Genomic DNA, 24,300 nt, shown 5'->3' with positions numbered 1-24,300 from the left:
GGGACATATGAAAAGAGACCTAGATTACGAGAATGAATTATTTGCTATGGAGGAAAGTGTTTATGTTAATGCACTTTATCTGCATTTTTTGTTGAAGGAAATAGGTCCTTGTACTTTACGGACACTAGCCAATGCATTATATTTGTTCAGATTTTCAAAAATTACACTGAGCTTGTTGAAAAAAAATGAGGCAGCTGCATTACGAAGAAGTATGCCCGAATGGGAGTTTGAAAATTTAGATAATATGTTGATTCCCTATATCGTGGAAAGGTTTGATTCTCGGTTTATAGGAGGTGTAAAGGAACTAATAGTAAGAAAATTAGCTTACTTGGAAGAGGATGTTCTTATATTGAACCCCACATACGAAATGATTTTTGCTAAAATCCCTGTACGAAAAAGGATTACAGTAAAGGTGAAGTATGTTACTAAAGTAATACAGAGGTACTCCTTTGATGAACTTCATTTAAAAATTACTAAACTGGTGGGTGAGGAAAGATGGAAAACGCAGTCTTTGTAAATAGGGTAGTGATTAATCCTCATTTGGGAAAGTGCGATGTAACATTACGTCCTGGTTTAAACGTAATACGAGCTAAATTGATTGACGCTTATTCGGAAAAGTCCGGTCCACGAAATAGTGTGGGTAAATCTACATTTGTAAACTTGATTGATTATGGACTTGGTAAGGAAGAGTTTCTATCTACAGGTAAAGTTCATGGCAAAAATGTACTCTCTGATTACTGTTTATTTATAGAAATAGCCATAGGCGATAATAAGTTCACTGTAAAAAGAGATTTAGTAGCCGACATTGCATCATGTCAGGTATTTCAGGGGTGGGTGGTTAATGAAATTTCGGCAGGTAAAGACCCTAAAAGTGAAATTTATTCATTAGAGGAGTATAGAAAACTTCTTGATGACTCTCTTTATGAGGAAGAGAACTACTTTAATGGGAAAAGCTACATATCTTTTAGAAAGATTATGAGTTTTTTAATCAGAGATCAAATAGGCGGGTTTGAGGAAATTTCTAAAGTTGCAAATTACTATGAATCCAGTTCTGGTCAACGAAAGGCGATTGAGTTCCTTTCTGGTTTAGTGACAAAAGAGCGGGTGGAGATAGACAGCAGGAAGACAAAAGCAGAGAAAGAAAAAAACCAATCAAAAAAATCTTGGGACGTAATAAAGAATTATGTAAATGAAAAGGTCGATCTTAAAAAGGGGGAAATAAATAAAGAGATAAAGAAAGTGGAGCGTTTTGAGTCGGATCTTTTAACGGCTATCGATGGAATTGAGTCGCAAATTTCCGATTATCAAAGAGCTAACGACCTTCGAATTGAGAAAAAGCATCAATTATTGAATAAGAAGTTAGAGATCGAGCACGAAGTTTCGATTTTTATCTCGAGAGTGAACAGCTATAAGGCTACTCTAAATGAAACATATAGTGAGATGGAAACTCTGAGTATAACGAGCGAAGTAAAGAATATTCTAGACCGAATCGATTATGATAAATGTCCTGTTTGTCTAGTAAGTATAAATAATGATCAATCGTTTAGTTGTCCTAGAGAAAAAAGGGATGAGAAGAATAACTCCTTGGAGACAATTGCAAGGATTCTCAAAAACGAAAGAGACGATCTGAAACAAGCTATAATTCAAATTGAGTCCAACATAAATCTTTGCAATCAAAATTTGGAAGTTATTTCTGTTGAGCTAGATATGATTAATGAGGATCTTAAAGTTGGAGTAGAGCAGATGTTGAAAAATAAGAAAGCATTGGACGAAGAGCTCTTGAGTATTAAGGCAGAGAAAGAGGGATTAAAAAAACAACTTAGTTATATTGAGGATGAAGCGGATTATAAAAGTCGATACAGACAGAAGGAAGGCACTGTGAAAGATATTTTGTTGGAATGGGAGTCAATATATCAAAAAATAGCTGATAGGAGGGAAATGTTAATAAAAGTGTTTGACAAAGTAGTACGGTTTTTGTACAACGATGGCTCTCGACGAGGAGAATTGATTTTTGAACAGTCTGGGAAAATAGTTCCTGAAATAGTTTATTCGAATAACTTGGGAGGTGTGGATGATGGTGCGGCAGCAAAAACCTTAAGAGTTATAGCATTTGATTTGACCCTACTAACTGTCGGCATCATAACCGATACTTTTCATCCAAGATTTTTAGTACATGATTCCCCTAACGTTAGAGATATAGATCCAGTAACATATAATAGGATATTTTCCTATATAACGAAACTATCAAGAGCAACAAAGAAATGTGGTCGTGATTTTCAATATATTATTACCACGATTGAAATACCAGAGGGACTTTCAGACGAAAATATCAGATTGGAGTTGTCGAATGATGGGGATCAAGGAAAACTCTTTGGCTTCACATTTTGAAGCTAATTATGGTGAGCAACAAAAGTTGATAGACTTTTTAAAAACATCCTATAGTATCGATGAAATTTTAAGTATCGGACGAATGCTTGGATTTGACAAGGATGATTATTATTCAAGAAATATGACAAAAAAACAACTTGCAGGAGAATTTATAGATGTTGTAGCACAAAGAAGTTGCTATGATCAGTTGTTTTTTATACTTAATTCTCGGGAATTCTTTAGAGAACGTCTTTTACAAACTTTTATTGAACTAGGTCCTGTCAAGCCATTAACCTCAGGGGATATTCTCGACCTTACGAAAAAAGGGTACAATGAACAAAAAGTCAACACTGACTTAGATTATCAAGGATGGATTGAAAGATGTAAACAAAAAATGGTACTTGTCTTGGGGAAAGATAATACTATAGATGCTTTCGAAAGATTAGAGTATATTAGCGTTAAGCTAGAGGAATTAGGTTACGAACCAATTATTATAAAGAAACAAGCCGAAATAGATGCACTTTATAACGAAGAAAAAATGCTTATGTATGCATCGCTTTCCCGCTTTATAATAATTGAAAAATCTGAAGCCGCAGGACAAATTGATGAAGCCAGAATTTGTGCTACTAACAGATTTGTTTGCGCTTGGTTGCAGAAGGAAAACACAGGAGATACATGGATGCAAGGTGATTATGAACATTCATTTACAAATGTAAAAGTTTTCAAATACTCCGAAGATGAATTGTCCACGGCTGTATCACATGCAGCAATTTGGGCAGAAAAGTATTTGGTTCAGAAAGAGGACGAGCTAAATGCGCTATATCCGTGGAGAAATAAAGGCGGTATTAAATAAGCGTACATACAAATCTTACTAGATTCGGAGGTGAATCCATGCAATCAACGATCCTCCAAATGCTCCGCGAACACCCCGGTGACTTTGTCTCCGGGGAAGCGATGTGCAATACGCTTGGCGTTTCGCGGACGGCTGTTTGGAAACACATAAAAGATTTGCAAGACGCAGGCTATCAAATCGAAGCGGTGCGCAACAAAGGCTACCGCTTGCAGAGTTCGCCCGACTTGGTGACGGCGGCGGAGATTCGGGACGGGCTGAGCACGACGGTGCTGGGACAGACGATCGTCTACCGCGAAACGATCGACTCTACCAATAACTTGGCACAAGAGCTGGCCAACAACGGCGCCATGGAAGGCACCCTTGTCATCGCGGATGAACAGCAGCAGGGAAGAGGACGGCGTGGACGCAACTGGTTTTCTCCGCCGCACTCGGGCGTGTGGATGTCGCTGATCTTGCGGCCACAGCTGCCTTTGGCACATGCGGCGCAGATTACTTTGGTGACGGCGATTGCGCTTGCGAAGGCGCTGACCCGCTTGACCGGTGTACAAGCCGGCATCAAGTGGCCGAACGACATTCTCTTCAACAAGAAAAAGTGCTGCGGGATTCTGACCGAGATGCACGCGGAATTTGATCAGATCCACCACCTTGTCCTCGGCATCGGGATTAACGTCAACGTCCCCCAAGAAGATTTCCCGGAGGACATCCAGCACATCGCCACCTCGCTGCAGGCGGTAAAAGGCACTCCGATCCCGCGCGCAAAAGTGGTCCAGGTCGTGCTTGAAGAACTGGAACCGCTCTACCGCCAGTACGTCGCCGACGGCGGATTTGGCACGCTGCGCGACCAATGGAAAGCCCACAACATCACCCTCGGCAACGAGATCATCGCCCACACCGCGCAAGGTACCATCCAAGGCCGTGCCCTCGACATCGACGAATTCGGCGTGCTGCTGGTCGAACAGCCGGACGGGGAGCAGAAGAAGATATACTCTGCCGACATCATGTTCGCGTAGAATAAGCAGAAACTCCCTTACCGCTGAAGCGGTAAGGGAGTTTTTTTGTTAACGTGAAGCTCTTACAGTTTTGTAAAAGAACCAATAAAATCACCAGTTCCGTAGATGATAATATTGCCTTTGATACTCCAAGTCTGAGGGTTGATGAAGTCTCGGAAGCCAAAGCTGAATTTTGCACTGGTGGTTGAGAGTGTACTGTAATTACCCGACGACCCATAGCCGACACCCAATGCTTCACTGTCAATATGCCAGTAACTTACCGGCGAATTCCAGTAGGAGGTATACGGCACTGCTTCATACCAAGTAACACGTGAACCGTCAACTTTTGCATCTTGATACATTGAATAGCTCCACATTTTCGCTCCGGTCCAACTGTATGCGTTGTATGTGGCATAACCAGTAACATCACGAACAGGTCCGCTTCCGCCGTCTCCAGGATCGGCGTCTGCTTCAGGGGCAACGCCATGTTCTTGGTAACGTAAACCTGCCACAACCTCAATGCTGCTTCCATCATTGAATTGATGTTGAACTTTGCTCGGTTGTTTATCGGAAATCTTGCCCTTCGCTGCAAAACCTCCGTTGAAAACCTTTTCAACTTCTTTCGGGGTCAACGCTTTTATAATAGGGAGTCCGTTATTGGGATGCTCTTTAGAATCCCCATTTGCCTGCGCACTACCGGCAAAAGCGGTTAGGAGCAACATAACGAGGAATACCGCTACGCAAGAGATTTTTTCAATTGTTCTCATAGATACCACCTCCACAAATTTATGTACATTATCAGAGTATTGTAATGATTTTAAATTATTCATGGGTTCCGGAAGATGAATACTGATATCGTTGGAAATGGTGGATAATGATTGTAATACGTCATATAATCGTAGGCAAAGCAAGTAAGAAGGGGTGAGTTTATGAAGATCAGACCAATTCTTATCTTTTGCATCGTGTGTGGCTTATTTCTTATAAATATTTTGCCAGAAGAAGGATTGAAAATGATTCCGCCAATCCTAAAAGTCATCTTGATCAGCTTTATCATCACGTTTGTTATTGAGCTAATCTGGAGGTTCTTGTTTCCCGAAAAGAAACGAATTGAAGAATAATTGAATTCGTAAAGCAAATAAATGATACGACTTTTTCCGAGTGTAAGCGCGAATACTATACAGACTTTCCGTTCCCATGTATACTAACATTGGGGACGGTATCCAATTTGTGAACTGTACTCCGCCTGCAAGCACAGCATCAGCAATTTTAACTGAATCTGCTCTGAGCCGAATGCGGACCGAGACAGGACAAAGACAAACTCTTGTATCTGACAGGACTCTTTGCGGCCTCAAACGTGGCTCAAAGGGTCTTTTTTGGCTTATGGCAGACGACCGAAGAGGAGGAGTCTCACTATGACTGCTGCAAAAGCAACAACGGTCACACTGCGCGAAATGAAGAAAGAACAGAAGAAGATCGTCATGCTCACCGCCTACGATTACCCGACCGCCCGCGTGGCGGAGGAAGGCGGGGCCGATGTGATCCTCGTCGGCGATTCGCTGGGCATGGTGGTGCTCGGCTACGACACCACGCTGCCCGTCACCATGGACGACATGATCCATCACACGAAAGCGGTTACACGCGGCTCGAAACAGACGATGATCGTCACCGACCTGCCGTTCCTGTCCTACCACATCTCCACCCCGGAGGCGGTTCGCAACGCCGGACGCCTCATTCAGGAAGGCTTCGCAGACGCCGTCAAGCTCGAAGGCGGACGCGAGATTCTCGACCAGGTGCAGGCGATCTACCGCGCGGGCATCCCCGTCATGGGGCACATCGGCCTGCAGCCGCAGATGGTCAACCAGCTCGGCGGCTTCAAAGTGCAGGGCAAAGACTTCGACACCGCCCTGCGCATTTTCGAGGACGCCCTTGCGCTGCAAGAGGCCGGCTGTTTCGCCATCGTCCTCGAATGCGTGCCGACGCCGCTCGCCAAGCTGATCTCCGAACACCTGACCATCCCGACGATCGGGATCGGGGCAGGGGAAGGCACCGACGGACAGGTGCTGGTCATCCACGACATGCTGGGTATCACCGACAAGTACCTGCCGAAATTTGCGAAAAAGTACGGCGAGATGTTTACCGACATGACCGCTGCCGTCAACTCCTACGCAACCGAAGTGCGGGACAGCGCGTTTCCGACCGCTCAGCATGGTTTTAAAATGAATGACGAGGTTTTGGAGAAACTACAGAAAGAGATAAATCAGAGGAGCTAAACCCGCAATGATCATCGTCAATACGATCCAGGAGATCCGCAACTACGTGCGCGAACAACGCGCCCAAGGACATACGATCGGCTTTGTGCCTTCGATGGGCTATCTGCACGAAGGGCACCAGTCGCTGCTTCGCGCCTCCAAGGAACGCTGCCAGACCACCGTGATGAGCATCTTCGTCAACCCGCTGCAATTTGGCCCAAACGAAGACTTTGACCGGTATCCGCGCGACTTGGAGCGCGATGCCAAACTGGCCGAAGCAGCAGGCGCCGACATCATCTTTGCCCCCAGCGTCGACGAGATGTACCCGCGCGGCAACGGTCAAGTGCTGACCCATGTCGATGTCGAAGAAGTCACTTTGCAGCTCTGCGGCGCGTCCCGCCCCGGCCATTTTCGCGGCGTATCGACCGTCGTGTCGAAGCTGTTCAACATCGTCCAGCCCGACCAGGCCTTTTTCGGGATGAAAGACGCGCAGCAGGTCGCCGTCCTGCAAACGATGGTCGACGACCTGAACATCCCGGTCGAGATCGTCCCGTGCCCGATCGTGCGGGAACCGGACGGTCTGGCGATGAGCTCGCGCAACGTCTTCCTCACGCCGGAAGAACGCCAGCAGGCGCTGGTGCTCTCCCAGGCGCTGCAGCAGGCGGAGCAGCTCGTCCAAGCGGGAGCGCGCGACGTCCACCAGATCAAAGAAGCGGTGCGCGACATGATCCAGTCCCAGCCGCTGGCCGACATCGACTACGTGGAGCTGTTGAACTTCCGCGACCTGTCGCCGATCTTGAGCCTCGAACAGCCGGCGCTCTTGGCGCTTGCGGTCCGCTTTGGCAAAACGCGTTTGATCGACAACACGGTGCTTACCATCGATTAGTTTTCAAGTTAAAGGAGATAACGGGTTATGTTTCGTACGATGATGAAAGCAAAGATTCACCGCGCCACCGTGACGGAGGCCAACCTCAACTATGTTGGTTCGATCACGATCGACCAGGACATTTTAGATGCGGTGGACATCTTGGAAAATGAGAAAGTGCAGATCGTCAATAACAACAACGGCGCTCGTCTTGAGACCTACGTGATCTCCGGCGCCCGCGGAACGGGCGTGATCTGCCTGAATGGCGCGGCAGCCCGCCTTGTGCAGCCGGGCGACACGGTGATCATCATCTCCTACGCGACCATGTCGGACGAAGAGGCCAGAAAGCATCAGCCGACCGTGGCCCTGATGGATAAAGACAACAAGATCGTCGAAATGCTGAGCGAAACGCACGGCACGATCGTCTAATTTTAGAAAGCCTTGGATAAAAAAAGCCTCCCGCGCCTACACTAGGAAGTAAGTCATAAGGGCAACGGGAGGCTTTTTGTCATGTTTGAACAACCATTTGATCTGCTCAACCGCGCCGTGGACCGCATCGAAGTCCAACTGCAAAGCGCCGACGCCGACCAGAAACGCATCCTTGGCGAAGAACTGGTCGCTTTGCGCAGCGCCTGTGATAAATTTGTTGAACGCTGGCTCGCTTTTGAAGAGCGCGTCACCGAACTTGGGGAAGAGCACAGCCTCGACCTCGACGGCACGCTGCCGACCGAAGAATTGCAAGTGATGCAGCAAAAACTGTCGGCGTTGCAATCTCCGTTTGTGCCGCCCGCCGCGCCGAAAGCGGAGCACAAAGAAGCATCGGCGGAAGACGAGCAAACGGAACCGACCGCCGCAGAAAACGCCGGCCAAGATGCTTCATCCCCGACCAAAAAAGTCATCCTGTCGATGGGCGAGGGGTCATCGATCCGCCCGGGCGATGAGCAGATGGTGCGCTCGTTCCGAAGAGGGATCGGTTTCTTTGACCTGCTGATGTTCCCGGAAGCGATGAACGAGTTCCGCCGCGTGATCGAGATCGACGAGACGTTTACGATCGCCCGGCTGTACCTCGCTTTTGGCTATCTGGCCGAAGAAAATTACGAAGAGGCGAGCCGGCACCTCAACCTGCTCAAGCTGGAAGATGACGACGAACTGATCAAAGCCACCGTGCATGGCACGTTTGGGCACATCTTTGCCGCCCAGGGGCAATACCGCCAGGCCCTGATCGAGTTTGAAGCGGCCCGCAAGCTGGTGCCCGACTTCCGCGACATCGAGTTCAACATGGGCTGTTGCCATTTCAACCTCGGCGAGCACAAGGAAGCCTTGCTCAACTACCAGCGCGCTTTGATCGTGCAGCCTGACGATTGGGAAGCGCACCGCCTCTGCGGGCTGATCTATGTGCAGCTCGGCAATCGCGAGCGCGCCTACCGCCATCTGGCGCGCGCGTACGACCTGAACGGGGCGCAGGAAGACGTGATTTTGGAATTCGCCCGCCTCTCCGAACAGATGGGGCAAAACGACCAGGCATCCGCATTGTACCAAAAGGCGCTCCGCTACCATCCCGAGTCGGCAGCCGCGTACGGAGGGCTGGGCTGGATCAAAATGCGCCAAGGCGACCATGACGGGGCTGCCGCTTTGTTCAAAAAGCAGCTTTCCTACAAGCCAAACGACCGCCAAGGCATGTTCAACCTCGGCTGGGCGGCCTACCACCGCCGCGACTATCCGCTTGCGGAGCGCTGCTTTGCCCAGCTCTTGTCCCGCAACGCCCGCGACGCGTACGCGCTCTCCGGGCTGGCCCGGACGTGGAGCCTGATGGGCAAGCGGGCGGAAGCAAAAGAGCAGCTCTTGCAGCTCGTCGCCTTGGAAGGCACCTCCGAGAAAAAGCTCGGCCTGTACCACCTTGGGCGTCTGGCGCTGGAAGAGGAAGCCTACCTGCAGGCGCTGCGCTATTTCAACGCTGCGCTCGTCTATGAGCGCAACTGCATCGAGTCCCTGTTCTTCAAAGGCGTCGCCCACTACGCGCTGGGGGAGCAGGAGCGCGCCGACCAGTGCTTTGAGAAATGCAAGCGGCTCACCACGCTGCGCGAGTCGATGTACGCCTACGAATAACAAGGCAACATAGCAGGGCAGAAGGCCACTCTTAGGAGCTGGTCTTTTTTGTTTGCCGAAAAAACTTTGCCTGAAGATGAAACTATTGCCAGCCTGTAAGCATCTTACTGTATAGAGAATCTCGAAAAACAAAATTAAGCGCTTAATATCCCAAGGAGGTATTTATATGAACAAGAAATCGGCAATTGCTCTGCTCGTAGCAGCAGGTCTTGTGATGACATCCCAGTCCGCATTTGCAGTGGTTGGCGGTCCGAAGGCGCAGCAGCCGGACCAGATGGTGATCACCGTCGTCGACGAAAACGGGCAGCAGCCGGAACTGATCTACGCGCCGGACATCGCGTACATCATGATCGATTCCCCGGAACTGGCGCACCTTGACGGCCACTGGTCCAAAGACGCGCTGCAGCACCTCGTCAAATCGGGCGTGCTGACCAAGGGTGAAGCGCAGGCGTTCAACCCGGATGCACAGATCAGCAAGGAAGACTTCCAGATCTGGACCAACCGCATCCTCGGCAAAAAAGACGAGGCACAACAGCCGGCAGAAGTTCTGACCCGCGTTGAAGCAGCGGCTTGGCTGGCCGACCTCCTCCCGGCGCTGAACACCGGCATCAACGGCGGCAACTTGACAGCACCGTTTGCTGACATCGCCGACATCTCCTCGAAGCAAAAGAGCGCGATCGACTATCTCTACAAGCTCGGCATCATGATCGGCAACGGCAACGGCAAATTCTCGCCGAAAGCCAAACTGACCAAAGGCGAAGCGGCTGTGCTGGTCGACAAAGTCCTGTCCCGTGCGAACCAGTTCGCCAAGCCGGCGCAATACGATCTGGCATCCGGCATTCTCCCGGAAACGGTGCACACCTTGGTCGAGGAGAACAAGAGCGAAGCAGGCGTCTACACCGTCGAGGAAAACGGCGTCCGCTATGTGGTGATCTCCTGCGGCACTTTGCCGAACCCGGGCTACTCGATCGAACTGGAGAGCGTCATGGAAACGGACGGCGCGCTGTTCGTGAAATCGGGCGTCAAAGCTCCGGAAGCGGGCGATACCCACCCGCAAGTCCTCACCAACCCGGTCGTGGTGCTGAAGACGAAAGCATCGAACAAACCGGTTTTCCTGATCGACTAATGAGGCAATCCTGAAGAAGTGGCGCATCTCGCCGCTTCTTCTTTTTTATGCCAGTTGCACAGGACAGGCAGGAATTCAGCGAACAAGAGGCGAACAGTGTCATTTCAGATGAAGACGATAAATAGGAGATGACTCCAAGCGTGTCCGAGACATATGTCGTGTTTGACCTCGAGACAACCGGACTCGAGCCGTCCCGCGACCACATCATCGAAATTGGTGCGGTCAAGATCGCCGGGGGCCGAATCACCGATCAGTATCAAACACTTGTGAACCCTGGCAAATCCCTTCCCGCACACATCCGCGACCTGACCGGCCTCACCGATGAAGAGCTGAAAGAGGCGCCGGAGCTGGAAGATGTGATAGATGAATTTTTGAAGTTTATCGGCGATGGCATCCTCGTGGCGCACAACGCCGATTTTGACTTGGGCTTTTTAAATGAAGCATTGGAAGAGTGCGGATACCTGCGCTATGTCGGCGAAACGATCGACACGGTCACGCTCGCCCAGATCGTCTGGCCGCGCGAGTCCAGTTTTTCGCTGGGCTCGCTGTCCGAGCGGCATGAGCTGGTGCATGAAGAGGCGCACCGTGCGCTGTCCGATGCGATGGCGACCGCTGCGATGTTCCTGCTCCTGCTGGAAAAGGCGGCCGATCTGCCATTTTTGATTTTGCAGCAGATTCACAGCTTGACCGAATACAGCGACTGGCCCTTGCGCCATTTCTTCCGCCGTCTGGCCGAATCGAACACGTCTTTGATGAAGATCGACGAACCGGAGGGCTGTGTGACGATCGACCGCCTGATGCACCGCCCGGTGGTGATCCCGATCAAGGAAAACGAGACGGGCGGGACGCTGAACTTCTCGGTCGAAGAGGTGGAAAAGGTGCTCGCCAAAGGCGGCCCGATGTCCGATCTGATGCCGGGCTATGAAGAGCGCCCGCCGCAGATTCAGATGCTCAACGCCGTCTCCGAAGCGTTTCAGGAGAACAAGCACCTGATCGTCGAAGCGGGGACGGGGACGGGGAAATCGCTGGCTTATTTGATTCCGTCCGTTTACTACGCCAAGGCGACCGGGGAGCGCGTCGTCGTGGCGACCCACACGATCAACCTGCAGGAGCAGTTGCGCGAACGCGACGTGCCGCTGCTGAAAGAAGTTGTGCCGTTCCCGTTTGACATCACCGTGTTCAAAGGGCGCAGCAACTACCTGTGCATGCGCAAAGTCGCGACCGGCGTCAACCACCCCGGGCTGATCACCGACCACAACGAGATGACGTTTAACGTGCGCATGCTGACCTGGCTCCTCGAGACGGGGGCAGGCGACCGCGAAGAGCTGACCTTGTCCGGCCCGCAGGCCGATTCGTGGAACAAAGTGTCGTCCGCCTCCGACTCCTGCATCAACAAAGCCTGCCCGTGGTTCCGCAACTGCTACTACCACCGGGCGCGGGCCTTGGCGCAGAATGCGGACGTGATCATCACCAACCACTCGCTGGTGCTGACCGATGTCAAAGCGGATCACAACGTGCTGCCCGGCTATCAGTACCTCGTCCTCGACGAGGCGCACCATATGGAAGACGAAGCGACGAAGCACCTCGGCAACGAAGTGTCGTATTTTCAAATGTACGGGGCGCTGAACCGCCTGTATCGCGACAAAAACAAAGGGCTGCTCTACCAGTTGCTGCAAAAGATCGACCTGCTGCAAAACGGCGACGGAGACGTGCACGCCGACCTGCGGGCGACGGTGGAAAAAATGCTTGAGCAGGTCGCCGAGTTGCGCAGCTCCAATGAAGAGGTATTCCGCTTGCTGCAGGAGTTCACGATCAAGAACTCGACCGGCACCGATGGCGGGCGCTATACGCTGCGCCTGCGCACAGAGATCTTTAATGACGAGGCGGCCGCAAGTGCTTGGGCGGGGATCGCGTCGTCCAGCGAGAACCTACAGACGGATGTGCAAGCGTTCCGCCGTCTCGCAGGCAAAGTCGAAGAGTATTCGGAAGAGCTGATGCGCGATGAGATGTACGCCGGGCTGCTGACCGACGTCAGCGGGCAAGTCAAAGAGCTGGACGGGGGCTGGCAGGGCCTGGCCACGTTCCTGCGCTCTGTCGGCAGCGAGACGTCTGTGCTGTGGATGGAAGCGGAAGACCGCACGATGCGTCCGGTTGTCTTCCTCAACTCCGCGCCGATCGACGTCGCGCCGCTGTTGCACACCCATCTGTTTTCGAAAAAAGAAAGCGTCGTGCTGGCCTCGGCGACTCTGACGATCAACCAAGACTTCAAATACACGATCCGCCAGCTTGGGCTGTGGGAGTCCAAAGAGCTGGAGCGCCTGCTGGAGCTGCAGGTCGAGTCGCCGTTTGATTATAAGAAACAATCCCTGCTCTGCGTGCCGGCCGATGCATTGCCGGTCAAAGGGGTCAGCGAAGACGTGTTCACCACTTCGTTCGCCGAATCCTTGACCAACCTCGCCCGCGCTTCGCAAGGGCGGATGCTCGTTCTGTTCACCTCGCACCGCATGCTGCGCGAAACGTACCACAAGGCCAAGCCGATGCTCGCCGAACACGGCATCAACCTCTTGGCGCACAACCTCGATTCTTCGTCGCGCCACCGCCTTGTGCACGAGTTTCAGCGCCAGGAGCGGGCCGTGCTGTTTGGCGCGAACTCGTTCTGGGAAGGCGTGGACATCCCGGGCGATGCGTTGTCCCTGCTCGTCATCGCCCGCCTGCCGTTCTGGCCGCCGAACCAGCCCGTCGTGGAAGCGCGGACGGAGAAGCTGGAGCGGGAAGGGCGCAACTCGTTTATGGACTACAGTGTGCCGCAAGCGATCATCCGCTTTAAGCAGGGCTTTGGCCGCCTGATCCGCACCAAACGCGACCGCGGGGCGATCATCGTCTATGACCGCCGCATCGTCGAATCGCGCTACGGAAAGCATTTTATCAAGTCTTTGCCCGGTCCCTGGTTCTACCAAGGCACGGAACGGGAAGTGTTACGAACCGTCTATAATTGGCTAAAATCTCCTCTTTAGGGCGATTAATGGGAAGGATTTGTAAAAAATCCTTCCTTTTCTTTGTATTTCTCCATTTTTCGACACTGTTTTCGGAATTTTCTTCAACAATGGAGGAATGTCGAAAAAGATCAGCATAGCGCTCAATTCGTGAGATAAATTCGTTATATCGGGGAATTTCGTGATTTGACGATTCTTAATGAGAGAAGTTAAGATTATGACAAATTAATAGGTTTTATGAGGTAAGTTGAACAGTAAGCAGATGAACTTGAGGTGATCGCGCGGTGGCAATGATAATGGCAAGTGCAGAAGAGCGTTTCGCGGCTACATCCGTTCAAGCAGAGTATGCAGACGATACATTTGAAGAGAAAGTGCTGCGGGCGCAGATGGGCGATGAATATGCGGTGGAGGAGATTTTGCAGGGCTTCCACGGAATCGTGCGGATGAAGGCGCGTTCCTATTTCATCGCCGGCGCAGACAGCGAAGATTTGATCCAGGAGGGCATGATCGGCCTCTACAAAGCGATTCGCGATTTCCAGCCGGAGCGGCAGATTCCGTTTCGCGCGTTTGCGGAGATCTGCATCACCCGCCAACTGATCACAGCGATCAAGACGGCGATGCGTCTGAAGCATCAGCCGCTCAACTACTACTTGTCGCTCAATCGTCCGATGTATGAAGAGGACACCGACAGAACGCTGATGGACACGCTTCCGGGACCGGCGATCTGCGATCCGGAATATGTGTTTCTCGTACGCGAACAGCTTAAAGAGCTGCGCGAAGAGCTGGCCGGCTCCTTGTCGCCGTTTGAGCTGAGAGTGTTGACGCTCTATGTGGATCACAACACCTACAAAGAAATTGCCGACGAGATGGGCACGACCACCAAAGCGGTGGACAACGCACTGTGCCGCGTCAAGCGCAAACTGCTCACCTTTTACTCCAACAAAAAATTGACCAAGCTTACTTCGTAATCGCAGGAGTTTCCGGCAGAACAGCGAAGTCATGTAACAACATATCCCAATGGGGAGGGATTTACCTGAAGACGCCGAAAATTTCAGAAGCTGTTGTCAGGCGTTTGCCGGTCTATCTTCGTTGTCTGCAGCTGCTCCAAGACCTGAACATTCGCACGGTTTCTTCCTATGAACTCGGGCAGAAGCTTGATATGAACCCGGCGCAGATTCGCAAAGACCTCGCATACTTTGGCGAATTTGGCCGCAAAGGAATCGGCTATGAAGTCGATTACCTCGTGGAGAAGATCAAGCAGATTCTCAAGCTCGACCGTTCGGTGAACGTCGCGCTCGTTGGAGCCGGCCACCTGGGGATCGCCTTGTCAAACTACAACCGCTATACGAAAGAAAAGCTTTCGATCGCCGCGATCTTCGACACCGATCCGGAGAAGATCGGCACGCTTGTCGGAAGCTTGACCATCCAGCATATCGACGAGTTGGAACGCTCGGTGCAGGAGCACGACATCCGCATCGGCATGATCACCGTCCCGGCGCCTTACGCGCAAGGGGTGGCCGACCGTCTCGTGCAGGCCGGGGTCAAGGGCATATTGAATTTTGCGCCCGTCTCGCTGCTGGTGCCGCCCGATGTGCATCTGCGCAGCGCCGACGTGACGACCGAACTGCATGCGCTGGCGTATTACATCCAAGAATAATGGCAAGCCGAACCTCTCATGGAAACCATGAGGGGTTTTTTGCATCCTGACACATACTAAGCCCAAACCTTAGAAGGAGTGGGCGAAAATGCATACGATGTGGAAAGGTTCGATCTCGTTTGGCCTGGTCAATGTCCCGGTCAAAATGTTCGCTGCGACGGAGGACAAAGACGTCAAATTCCGCTATCTCCACAGCGAGTGCAACACCCCGGTGAAAAACATCCGTACCTGCCCCACCTGTGACCGTGAAATCGAATGGGGCGAAGTGGTCAAAGGCTACGAATACCAGTCTGGGCAATTTGTCGTTTTTTCGGACGAAGAGTTTGAAAAAATTTCGCCGCAAAACACCAAAACGATCGACATTCAAAATTTTGTCGATCTCGATGATATCGATCCGATCTATTTCAACAAATCTTATTATTTAGCGCCGCAGGACACCGGCAACAAAGCGTATGCTTTGCTGCGCCGGGCGATCGCCGAAACGGGGAAGATCGCGGTCGCGAAAATGATCATCCGCTCCTCGCAGCAATTGGCGGTGTTGCGCACCTATGGGGATGTGATCGTGATGGAGACGATCTACTACCCGGAGGAAGTGCGCGCCGCAAGCCAGATTCCGTCCGTGCCGACCGACATCGAGCTCGACGAGCGGGAAGTGAACATGGCGAAGCAGCTGATCGAAAGCCTCGTCACCGAATTTGTGCCGGAGCAGTACACCAATGAATATCGCGCGGCGATCCTCGAGGTGATTCACAAGAAGGTCGAAGGCGAAGAGATCACCTTGGCGGCCGAACCGAAGCGCGACGAGATCCACGACTTGATGAAGGCGCTGCAGGCCAGCTTAAACGTCACCCGTGGCGACGAGGCGGAGCGTCCCGTCGCAGTGGGCGAAACGCGGACCGGGGAAGGATTGAGCCTCGTAGACGGGGCAGGGGGCGGGGATGATGCGCCGGAAGCCAAGCCGAAGCGCCGCCGCCGCAAAACGGCCGAGTAGATGATCACGCCGAAGCCCTTCGATCCGATGGCGCTGGTCATGGTCGACGAGCCGTTTGACGACCCGAACCACATCGCCCAGATCAAATGGGACGGGGTGCGCATGCTGGCCTATCTCGACGAGACGGGGCTGTCGCTTTTTAACCGCCGCAAAAACGAGCGCACCGCGAACTACCCGGAACTGCAGGAGCTGAAAACGCAGGTCAAGGCGCGCTCGCTGATCCTCGACGGCGAGATCGTGGCGCTGGGCGAGGGGGGCAAACCGTCTTTTTCAAACATCCTGCGCCGCGACCTCGCCAAGAGCAGTGACAAGATCCGCCTGATGGCCCGCCAACTGCCGATCTATTACATGGTGTTCGACATCCTGTACCTCGATGACCGCTGGCTGGTCGACGAGCCGCTCACGACCCGTCAGGAGCGTTTGGCGGAGGTCGTGCCACCTTCGGCACAGGTACAGCTGGTCGAAAGCCATGCAACGGGCGTGCAACTGTTTCGAGTGATGCAGGAGCAGGGGATGGAAGGGATCGTGATCAAGGAAAAAGCGGGCCGCTACCACATCGGCGATCGCCACCCGACGTGGAAAAAGGTCAAGTATTTCCGCAAGCTGAACGCGGTTGTCGGCGGGGCGACTTTACGCGGGGGCAACGTCAATTCGCTCCTGCTTGGGCTGTACCATGAAGGACAGCTGATCTACATCGGCAAAGCAGGCTCCGGCCTGAACAACGACTCGATCGCCGCCCTGACCGCTTTTGCCCGCGGACTGCCCAAGCAGGGGCACCCCTTCGCCGCAAAACCGAAACTGCCTGCCTCGACCGCGTACGACGAGATCGTCTTCTTCCCCCCGCAACTGGTGGTCGAGGTGCAGTTCATGGAGTGGACCACCGACATGACCCTGCGCGCCCCGACCATCCAAGGCTTCCGCGAGCGGGACCCGGAGGAGTGTGTGTTATGACGACGAACACCCTGATGGCCGAATACCCCGTCTCCGTCACCAACCTCGACAAGGTGCTGTGGCCAGAGCAGGGGATTACGAAAGCGGAGTACATCCAGTACATGATCGCGATGAGCCCGATCATGCTGCGGCACTATCAAGACCGGATGCTCACGGTGATCCGCTTTCCGAACGGGATTCATGAAAAGTCGTTTTATCAAAAAAAACATCCCGGACGGTGCGCCGGAGTGGATTCAAACGTTTCCGGTGTGGTCGGATGACTCGAAGCGCGACATCCACTACATCCTCGCCAACAACACGGCCACGTTTATCTGGCTGGCCAATCAGGCGGCGATGGAGCTGCACCCGTCGTACACGAAAATTCACAACTTGGACGAGCCGACCAACATCGCGTTTGACCTCGACCCGACGGTGAAAGGCGTCGATCGGCACGGGTTTCGCAAAGCCTGCAAAGTCGCTCTACAACTCAAAGAAGTGCTCGACGACCTCGGGCTGCCTTCCTACCCGAAAACGTCGGGCGCGACCGGGCTGCAGATCTTCGTGCCGATCGCACCCGGCTATACGTTTGAAGACACGAAACATATCACGCATTTCCTCGGCAAATTCATGGCGAAAAAGGCCTCGGACATCGTCACCATCGAGCGGCTGAAAAAGGACCGCGGCGACAAAGTATATTTTGACTACCTGCAGCATCACAAAAGCAAAACGCTCTCCGGGCCGTACACGCCGCGCGCCGTGCAGTCGGGGGCGGTGTCGGCGCCGCTGTTGTGGGACGAGATCAGCGAAGGGGTGCAGCCGCACATGTTCACCTTGCGGACGATGCCCAAACGCATCGCAGAACTAGGCGATCTATTTGAGCCGATGAGCCGTTCTGGAGTTGAAATCAAAGAGATCATTCACTTTATTAAGAACCATCCCGGCATTTGATGAGTCTTCCTCCCTTGACGAAGTGGAAAGGCCTCTGATTAAATGGAACTGAATGACTTATGGAAATGCTAGGAGGCACAGAAAATAAATGCATGCTGAATATGCCATCATCGGCGGGACCGGCGTCTACGATCCTGCGATGCTGCAAGACGCAGAACGACATACGATCGAGACGCCGTACGGCACGGCGGAAGTGACGCTTGGCACGTATGCCGGCAAGCGCGTGGCGTTTATGCCGCGCCACGGGTACAAGCACAGCGTTGCGCCGCATAAGATCAACTACCGCGCCAACATTCGCGCACTGAAGCAGCTTGGCGTGCACACCGTGCTGGCGACCGCTGCGGTCGGCTCGCTTAAAAAAGAGCTGGCGCCGGGCGATCTCGTCCTCGTCAACGATTTCCTCGATATGACGAAAAGCCGCCCGCAGACGTTTTACGAAGGCGCGCCGGAGGGTGTCGTGCATATCGACATGACCGACGCGTATTGCGGCCGCATCCGCAGCCATCTCGCAGCGGTGGCTGAGGGCCAAAACATCGCGGTCAAACAAGACGGCGTCTATGTCACCACCGAAGGCCCGCGCTTTGAGACCCCGGCGGAGATCCGCCTGTATGCCGCCTGGGGCGGCGACGTGGTCGGGATGACGTCGGTGCCGGAAGTGATTTTGGCCAAAGAGTCGGAGATGTGCTACGCGACGGTGGCGATGGTCACCAACTACTGCACTGGCATCTCGGCGCATCCGCTGACCCATCAGGAAGTGGTCGACACGATGAAAGAAAACGTACAGAAAATCCGCGAGCTGTTTTTCCACGCCATCGAGAGCGACAAGGGAGAGCGCACCTGCGCCTGCCCGCACGCGCTGGCGGAACTGGGCTCGCTGTAAGCAGACGGAGGAGGAGAAATTATGCAACCTTTGCGTTTTACGGGCAGAACGTTGGACGTTCTCGACCAGACTTTGCTCCCGGAGCAGGAAGTCTGGGAAACATGCGATACATACGAACTGGTCGCTGAAGCGATCGAAAAAATGAAAGTGCGCGGCGCGCCTGCGATTGGCGCTACGGCTGCATACGGCATCGCGATCGGTGCACAGCAGGGCTTGGAGCTGTCGAAAGGCGAGTACCTGTCCTATCTGGAAGGCGTCTGCGAACGCCTCGCCAAAACGCGCCCGACGGCGGTCAACCTGTTCTGGGCGATCAAGCGCATGCGCGGCCTGATCTCCGAGAACGCCGACCTCGACGTGGAAGACCTCGCGAAGCTGATCATCGGCGAAGCGAATCTGATCGCCGAAGAAGACGTGCGCCTGAACAAGCAGATGGGCCAGCACGGCCTGCCGTACATCCCGGAAAATGCGCGCATTCTCACGCACTGCAACACCGGCTCCCTGGCGACGGTCGACTACGGCACGGCGCTTGGCGTGATCCGCGCGGCGCACGAAGCGGGCAGAAACGTCACCGTCTACGCGGATGAGACCCGTCCGTACCTGCAAGGGGCGCGCCTGACCGCGTTCGAACTGCACCGTGACAACATCCCGGTCACCGTTGTCACCGACTCGATGGCCGGCTATCTGATGCAGCAGGGCATGGTCGACCTCGTCATCGTCGGCGCCGACCGCATCACTGCTAACGGCGACGCGGCGAACAAGATCGGCACCTATTCGCTGGCGGTGCTGGCGAAACATCACGGCATTCCGTTCTATGTGGCAGCACCGATGTCGACGGTCGACTATGAGCTGGAGACCGGGGCAAGCATCGAGATCGAACAGCGCTCGTCCGATGAAGTGGTCTTTATCGGTGGCAAGCGCATGGCGCCGGAGGGCGTTCCGGCCTTGCATCCGGCATTTGACGTGACGCCGCATGAGCTGATCACGGCGATCATCACCGATCAGGGCGCTGTTGAGAGCCCCGATACGGAGCGTATGGCGAAGTTGAAGTAGGAAGGAGCGAGTTTGTATGACGCAGCAAATTTTGGAACAGAACCGCGAACTCGTCAACCGCACGAAAGGCGAAGTCCTGATGGCTTCGCTGAACATGTACCGCTCGGGTCTGGTCGCGGCGGTGTGGGGCAATGTCTCCGCACGCGTGCCGGGCACCGATCTGGTCGTGATCACCCCGAGCGGCGTCGATTATGAAATGCTGATCGAAGACATGCTCTGCGTGATCGATCTGAATTCGGAAGAAGTGGTGGAAGGCAAGTTCAAGCCTTCTTCGGAGCGCCTGCTGCATCTGGCGGTCTACCGCGCCCGCGAAGACGTGTTTGGCGTGATGCACACGCACAGCAACTACGCCAGCGCGTTTTCGGTCGCACACAAAGACATTCCGCCGGTGGTCGAAGATCTGGCGCAGGTGGTCGGCGGGTCTGTGACCTGCTCGAAGTACGCGCTGCCGGGCACGGCCGACCTCGGGAAAAATGTCGTCAAGGCGTTGGGCAAAAAAGGCGCTGTGCTGCTGGCGAACCACGGTGTGGTCGGAGTCGGGCATACGGTCGACGAAGCGTTCCGCACCTGCCTGATCGTTGAGAAAGGCGCACAGATCCATGCGGTCGCGAAAATGATCGGCAACCCGGTGCTCCTGTCGCTGGATGACGTCGAGCACTTGCGCCATGAGTACCGCCACAGCTACGGGCAGAAATAGAGCACTCAAAAGCGAATCGAGAGGGGCAAGAGATATGGGACGCACGCTGATTCACAGTGCGGTCATCGTGACTGCATTGGAAGATTCCTGGATTCCGGAAGGCTATTTGATCGTGGAAGGCAACCGCATCGCTGAGGTTGGCACCGGTGCCTACCAAGGCGCGACGGAAGGGTTTGACCGCGTGATCGACGCGAAAGGCAAACTGGCGATGCCGGGCCTGATCAACACGCATGGCCATGCGGCGATGACTTTGCTGCGCGGCTACGCAGACGATCTCCCGCTGCAAACGTGGCTGGAAGAGCGCTGCTGGCCGATCGAAGCGAAGATGACCGATGAAGACATCTACTGGGGCACGCAGCTGGCGATCCTCGAGATGCTCAAAGGCGGCACAACGACGTTTACCGATATGTACTTCTCGATGGACCGCGTTGCGCAAGCGGCAGAAGCATCGGGCATCCGCGCCTGCCTGTCGCGCGGCATCATCGGGTTCCCGCCGGATGGGGAGAAGAAGCTGGCCGAAGCGGTGTCATTCAGCAAAGAGTACCACGGCAAAGCGAACAACCGCATCACCGTAACGTTTGGCCCGCACGCGCCGTACACCTGCCCGCCGGAGTTCCTCAAGCGCGTGGTGGCAGCGTCGGAAGAGCTGAACCTGCCGATCCAGATCCACCTGTCGGAAACGGCGCGCGAAGTGGAAGAGTGTGTCGCGCAGCACGGCATGTCGCCGATCAAGCTGATGGAAGAGCTCGGCGTGTTCACCCGTCCGACTCTGGCGGCGCACTGTGTGCACTTGTCGGATGAAGATATCGAGATCATGGCGAAGCACGATGTGCGCGTCGCTCATAACCCGGATTCCAACCTCAAGCTCGGCTCCGGCGTGGCGCCGGTGCTGAAGATGCTGGACAAGGGCCTGACCGTCGGCCTTGGCACGGACGGTGCAGCTTCGAACAACAACCTCGACATGTTCGAAGAAATGCGCATGGCGGCGATGCTGCACAAAGGCGTCAACCAGGATGCGATCGCGGTCAGCGCGTTCAAAGCATTGGAGATGGCGACAACCGACGGTGCGCGTGCTCTGTTCCTCGAAGATACGCTGGGCACCCTGCAGCAAGGCGCATTGGCTGACGTGCTGCTCGTCGACATCGACCAGCCGCACTTCTACCCGCGCCACAACATGATCGCGCACCTCGTCTACTCCGCAGGTTCCCGCGACGTCACCCACGTCTTCGTCGACGGCGAACTCGTCGTAGAAGACCGCAAAGTCCTCACCATGGACGAACAGCAGATCTATGCAGAAGTGCAACGCGTCTGCGATCGACTGTTTGCTGAGTAAGGAGATCAGAAAGGCCAACACCTGTTCAGTCCAAGCGCTTATCTGCATCGTGGCGCTGTGAGTGACTCGACAGTTCTTGCAGAAACGGTGACCTGTGGTTCATTGTAAGACTTGTACTGCAGGATGCACTGTGCCGTCAGGCATTGTTTCGCACGTTAGTGCCATCGGCACACAGAAAAGGGATCAGCTTGTAAAGGCTGATCCCTTTTCATCTTCTTGCATGTATAGTCACTTTTTGTATCGGGAAACGTACTTGTGTCGGATTACCGCTTGCTCTCGCTCCGCAGGCGCAATTGGCTGTTGCGCATCTTGCAGAGGTGCTCAGGGATCGTCAGGTCGCGCAGGTTCGGTGTTGCCCAAAGTTCCATGTGCAAGAGGTCGGTCAGCCCAAGCTCTTGCGCCATCTGTTCGGCGTAACGCTTGACTTCCTCGGTGGAAACCGTACTACAGGTGGAAGTTGTCATCCGGTTCACCCCCCTGGTGTTGTAGCCATAGTATCTCCGAGGGCAAGGGCAGTATGTTGAATGGTTTTTACCATTCGGGTACAATGGGCGGAAAGGAGCGTGGTATCATGCGTATTTTGATCTCCAATGATGACGGCTGGCAGGCGGAAGGCATCCGCGTCCTCGCCGAACGTTTGAAAAAAGTGGGCAAAGTTGTTGTTGTCGCCCCCGACCGCCAGCGCAGCGCCGCCGGTCACGGCATCACCTTACATAGACCGCTGTTCGTCCAGTATCATAAACTCTGCGAAGGCGTTGACGCCTACGCCGTCTCCGGCACGCCGGCCGACTGCGTGAAGATCGGCATCAACGAAATCATGAAGGATGCTCCGCCCGATCTTGTAGTATCAGGAATCAACGAAGGGAGCAACCTAGGAAATGACGTCATGTACTCCGGCACCGTCTCGGCTGCGATTGAAGGCGCCATCCAAGGCATCCCGTCGATCGCCGTCTCGCAATGCGGCACCGGACATTTTGACTACGCAGGCGCTGCCGAATTTACCGCCAAGCTGATCGCGCAGGTCTTGCAGCACGGCATCCCCAAAGACACCGTGCTCAACGTCAACTACCCGCCGATCAAGCCCGATGCGGTGCAAGGCGTCAAGATCGCCACGCTTGGCGAGCGCCGTTACCACAACGACTTTCAGAAGCATTACAGCCCGCGCGGGGAAGCGTACTACTGGCTCGCCGGCGACCTCAAAGACTTGGACGTTGCGCCCGATTCGGACATCCAAGCGATCAAAGACGGCTACATCGCCGTCTCGCCTGTACACTTTGATTTCACCCATCACGGCATGATGAATAACTTGCAAAAATGGACTCTTGACTAGCGGACGAAAGAGGAGGAAACTAAATGGAAGAAACCAAACTCGTCACACTGGGCACGGCGGAATTTGACAATCCGAGCGATCTCTATTACGTGGTCGATTTTCTCAACCACACGATGAAAGAACGCGGTTTCGTGTTTGGTTTGAGCAAAGGTGAAGAAGGTCTCCTCAATATTTCCGTCTACGAGGAATATGATCAATAGAGGCTGATCAATCGCAAGGTTGATCAATAACAGAGAAAGAGAGTACCATTTTGGATGAAGAAGTACATTTGGCTTTCCATTTTCATCCTGACGGCTCTGATTGGGGGAGCCGTTTTTGCTGTCCGTGAGATTACGTACGCCCAATTCGAAGGTGCGGAACCGTCGGTGCAAACTGCGCTCGACACCACCGTCCTGCAAAAAGTCACTGCTGTCGAGCCGTACACCGGCGGCATGGACGGATTTTTCATCTCCGGGAAAGATGAACTCGGCCGCGCCGTCTACATCTGGACGCAAGATGAAAAAGTAGTCGCCACCGCCTACGCCAACCAAGGGTTGACGAAGGAGAAGGCGATCGCCGCCGCGAAAAAGCCGGTCTGGTCGAAGTCGCTCGTCCGCAAGGAGATCGCCGAGGCCAAGCTGCAGCCGCTCACCGAAGTGGTGCACGCCACGCCCGGTCCCGTTTTGCCGAAAGCGAAGACGGAGTTCAGCTCGGCGCCGAGCAAGTTCGTCTGGGAGCTGTACGGGAAGTTCGCAAACGGCGAGTCCGGCTATACCTACGTCGATTTCAAAAGCGGCGAAGTGCTGTGGCAGATCCAATTGCCGGAGCCAAAATAAAACACCTCTTCCAAGCGGAAGGGGTGTTTTTTCCTGTAGAATCCTAAACCTGCGAGTCAGGTTCGTGTGCTATAATGACAGAGTTGAGTTGGACGTTATGTAAACTACTAATATAGATATC

Annotated in this window: 25 protein-coding genes; 23 read left to right on the top strand and 2 right to left on the bottom strand. The window is 53.8% G+C overall.

Annotated elements, in window-relative coordinates:
- Positions 1-7 precede the first annotated feature (7 nt).
- Genes CBW65_RS19585 through CBW65_RS19570 form a run of 4 tightly spaced genes read left to right on the top strand, consistent with a single transcriptional unit; the run spans position 8 to position 4,230 of the window.
- Entirely contained in the window at positions 8-517 is a 510-nt protein-coding gene (locus CBW65_RS19585) for a hypothetical protein (protein ID WP_087458283.1), read from the top strand.
- Positions 496-2,388, top strand: coding sequence for a DUF2326 domain-containing protein (locus CBW65_RS19580; protein WP_087458282.1), 1,893 nt, complete (start codon positions 496-498; stop codon positions 2,386-2,388). Before CBW65_RS19585 ends, CBW65_RS19580 begins: the two co-directional genes overlap by 22 nt.
- On the top strand, positions 2,348-3,220 hold the full coding sequence (locus tag CBW65_RS19575) for a hypothetical protein (protein ID WP_157722072.1): 873 nt from the start codon (positions 2,348-2,350) through the stop codon (positions 3,218-3,220). The genes CBW65_RS19580 and CBW65_RS19575 overlap by 41 nt, the downstream gene beginning before the upstream one ends.
- 38 nt (positions 3,221-3,258) lie before the next feature.
- Entirely contained in the window at positions 3,259-4,230 is a 972-nt protein-coding gene (locus CBW65_RS19570) for a biotin--[acetyl-CoA-carboxylase] ligase (protein WP_087458280.1), read from the top strand.
- 62 nt (positions 4,231-4,292) lie between these two features.
- Here CBW65_RS19570 and CBW65_RS19565 read toward each other — a convergent pair whose 3' ends face one another.
- A complete protein-coding gene (locus CBW65_RS19565) occupies positions 4,293-4,976 on the bottom strand; it encodes a hypothetical protein (RefSeq protein WP_087458279.1) in 684 nt (227 codons plus the stop codon).
- Between the two features lie 645 nt (positions 4,977-5,621).
- Here CBW65_RS19565 and panB point away from each other — a divergent pair.
- From panB to CBW65_RS19485, 16 genes are all read left to right on the top strand, one after another.
- Positions 5,622-6,479, top strand: a complete 858-nt coding sequence (gene panB, locus CBW65_RS19555; RefSeq protein ID WP_087458277.1) for a 3-methyl-2-oxobutanoate hydroxymethyltransferase — start codon at positions 5,622-5,624, stop codon at positions 6,477-6,479.
- 7 nt (positions 6,480-6,486) lie between these two features.
- Positions 6,487-7,344, top strand: coding sequence for a pantoate--beta-alanine ligase (gene panC / locus CBW65_RS19550; protein ID WP_087458276.1), 858 nt, complete (start codon positions 6,487-6,489; stop codon positions 7,342-7,344).
- Positions 7,345-7,371: 27 nt separating this feature from the next.
- The gene (panD, locus tag CBW65_RS19545; protein ID WP_087458275.1) at positions 7,372-7,752 is read left to right on the top strand and encodes an aspartate 1-decarboxylase; all 381 of its coding nucleotides are present in this window, start codon (positions 7,372-7,374) and stop codon (positions 7,750-7,752) included.
- 81 nt (positions 7,753-7,833) lie between these two features.
- Positions 7,834-9,429 carry a tetratricopeptide repeat protein gene (locus CBW65_RS19540; RefSeq protein ID WP_087458274.1) on the top strand — a complete coding sequence of 532 codons (1,596 nt, stop codon included), beginning with the start codon at positions 7,834-7,836 and terminating at the stop codon, positions 9,427-9,429.
- A gap of 166 nt (positions 9,430-9,595) precedes the next feature.
- On the top strand, positions 9,596-10,555 hold the full coding sequence (locus tag CBW65_RS19535) for an S-layer homology domain-containing protein (RefSeq protein WP_087458273.1): 960 nt from the start codon (positions 9,596-9,598) through the stop codon (positions 10,553-10,555).
- A gap of 140 nt (positions 10,556-10,695) precedes the next feature.
- Entirely contained in the window at positions 10,696-13,569 is a 2,874-nt protein-coding gene (gene dinG, locus CBW65_RS19530) for an ATP-dependent DNA helicase DinG (protein WP_157722071.1), read from the top strand.
- 275 nt (positions 13,570-13,844) lie between these two features.
- The gene (gene sigH, locus CBW65_RS19525) at positions 13,845-14,516 is read left to right on the top strand and encodes an RNA polymerase sporulation sigma factor SigH (protein WP_087458271.1); all 672 of its coding nucleotides are present in this window, start codon (positions 13,845-13,847) and stop codon (positions 14,514-14,516) included.
- Between the two features lie 65 nt (positions 14,517-14,581).
- Positions 14,582-15,205 (top strand): redox-sensing transcriptional repressor Rex, encoded by a 624-nt coding sequence (locus CBW65_RS19520; RefSeq protein WP_087459302.1) that lies wholly within the window; start codon positions 14,582-14,584, stop codon positions 15,203-15,205.
- A gap of 88 nt (positions 15,206-15,293) precedes the next feature.
- On the top strand, positions 15,294-16,196 hold the full coding sequence (ku, locus tag CBW65_RS19515) for a non-homologous end joining protein Ku (RefSeq protein ID WP_087458270.1): 903 nt from the start codon (positions 15,294-15,296) through the stop codon (positions 16,194-16,196).
- Positions 16,197-17,147: an ATP-dependent DNA ligase gene (locus CBW65_RS19510; RefSeq protein WP_087458269.1), complete on the top strand. Its 951-nt coding sequence runs from the start codon at positions 16,197-16,199 to the stop codon at positions 17,145-17,147.
- On the top strand, positions 17,144-17,407 hold the full coding sequence (ligD, locus tag CBW65_RS24945) for a non-homologous end-joining DNA ligase LigD (protein WP_232463374.1): 264 nt from the start codon (positions 17,144-17,146) through the stop codon (positions 17,405-17,407). The genes CBW65_RS19510 and ligD overlap by 4 nt, the downstream gene beginning before the upstream one ends.
- Positions 17,328-18,074 carry a DNA polymerase domain-containing protein gene (locus tag CBW65_RS19505; protein WP_232463373.1) on the top strand — a complete coding sequence of 249 codons (747 nt, stop codon included), beginning with the start codon at positions 17,328-17,330 and terminating at the stop codon, positions 18,072-18,074. The genes ligD and CBW65_RS19505 overlap by 80 nt, the downstream gene beginning before the upstream one ends.
- 88 nt (positions 18,075-18,162) lie before the next feature.
- The gene (gene mtnP, locus CBW65_RS19500) at positions 18,163-18,954 is read left to right on the top strand and encodes an S-methyl-5'-thioadenosine phosphorylase (protein WP_087458268.1); all 792 of its coding nucleotides are present in this window, start codon (positions 18,163-18,165) and stop codon (positions 18,952-18,954) included.
- Between the two features lie 21 nt (positions 18,955-18,975).
- A complete protein-coding gene (mtnA, locus tag CBW65_RS19495; protein ID WP_087458267.1) occupies positions 18,976-20,004 on the top strand; it encodes an S-methyl-5-thioribose-1-phosphate isomerase in 1,029 nt (342 codons plus the stop codon).
- A 16-nt stretch (positions 20,005-20,020) separates the two neighbouring features.
- Positions 20,021-20,701: a class II aldolase/adducin family protein gene (locus tag CBW65_RS19490; protein WP_087458266.1), complete on the top strand. Its 681-nt coding sequence runs from the start codon at positions 20,021-20,023 to the stop codon at positions 20,699-20,701.
- Between the two features lie 34 nt (positions 20,702-20,735).
- Positions 20,736-22,034, top strand: coding sequence for an amidohydrolase (locus CBW65_RS19485; protein ID WP_087458265.1), 1,299 nt, complete (start codon positions 20,736-20,738; stop codon positions 22,032-22,034).
- A gap of 263 nt (positions 22,035-22,297) precedes the next feature.
- On the opposite strand, the gene CBW65_RS19480 is transcribed toward CBW65_RS19485, so the two are convergent.
- On the bottom strand, positions 22,298-22,498 hold the full coding sequence (locus CBW65_RS19480; protein ID WP_087458264.1) for a hypothetical protein: 201 nt from the start codon (positions 22,496-22,498) through the stop codon (positions 22,298-22,300).
- 107 nt (positions 22,499-22,605) lie between these two features.
- Between CBW65_RS19480 and surE the strand changes: the two genes are divergently transcribed.
- Genes surE through CBW65_RS19470 form a run of 3 tightly spaced genes read left to right on the top strand, consistent with a single transcriptional unit; the run spans position 22,606 to position 24,179 of the window.
- Positions 22,606-23,364, top strand: a complete 759-nt coding sequence (gene surE, locus CBW65_RS19475; protein ID WP_087458263.1) for a 5'/3'-nucleotidase SurE — start codon at positions 22,606-22,608, stop codon at positions 23,362-23,364.
- 23 nt (positions 23,365-23,387) lie between these two features.
- Positions 23,388-23,564 carry a DUF4264 family protein gene (locus CBW65_RS24365; protein WP_157722070.1) on the top strand — a complete coding sequence of 59 codons (177 nt, stop codon included), beginning with the start codon at positions 23,388-23,390 and terminating at the stop codon, positions 23,562-23,564.
- A gap of 54 nt (positions 23,565-23,618) precedes the next feature.
- On the top strand, positions 23,619-24,179 hold the full coding sequence (locus CBW65_RS19470) for a hypothetical protein (protein WP_087458262.1): 561 nt from the start codon (positions 23,619-23,621) through the stop codon (positions 24,177-24,179).
- Positions 24,180-24,300: the final 121 nt, after the last annotated feature.

The sequence above is a fragment of the Tumebacillus avium genome, from assembly GCF_002162355.1.
GTDB classification, from domain to species: Bacteria; Bacillota; Bacilli; order Tumebacillales; family Tumebacillaceae; genus Tumebacillus_A; species Tumebacillus_A avium.
Note: the sequence above shows the minus strand (reverse complement) of the source record. Positions and strands in the feature narration are given on the sequence as shown.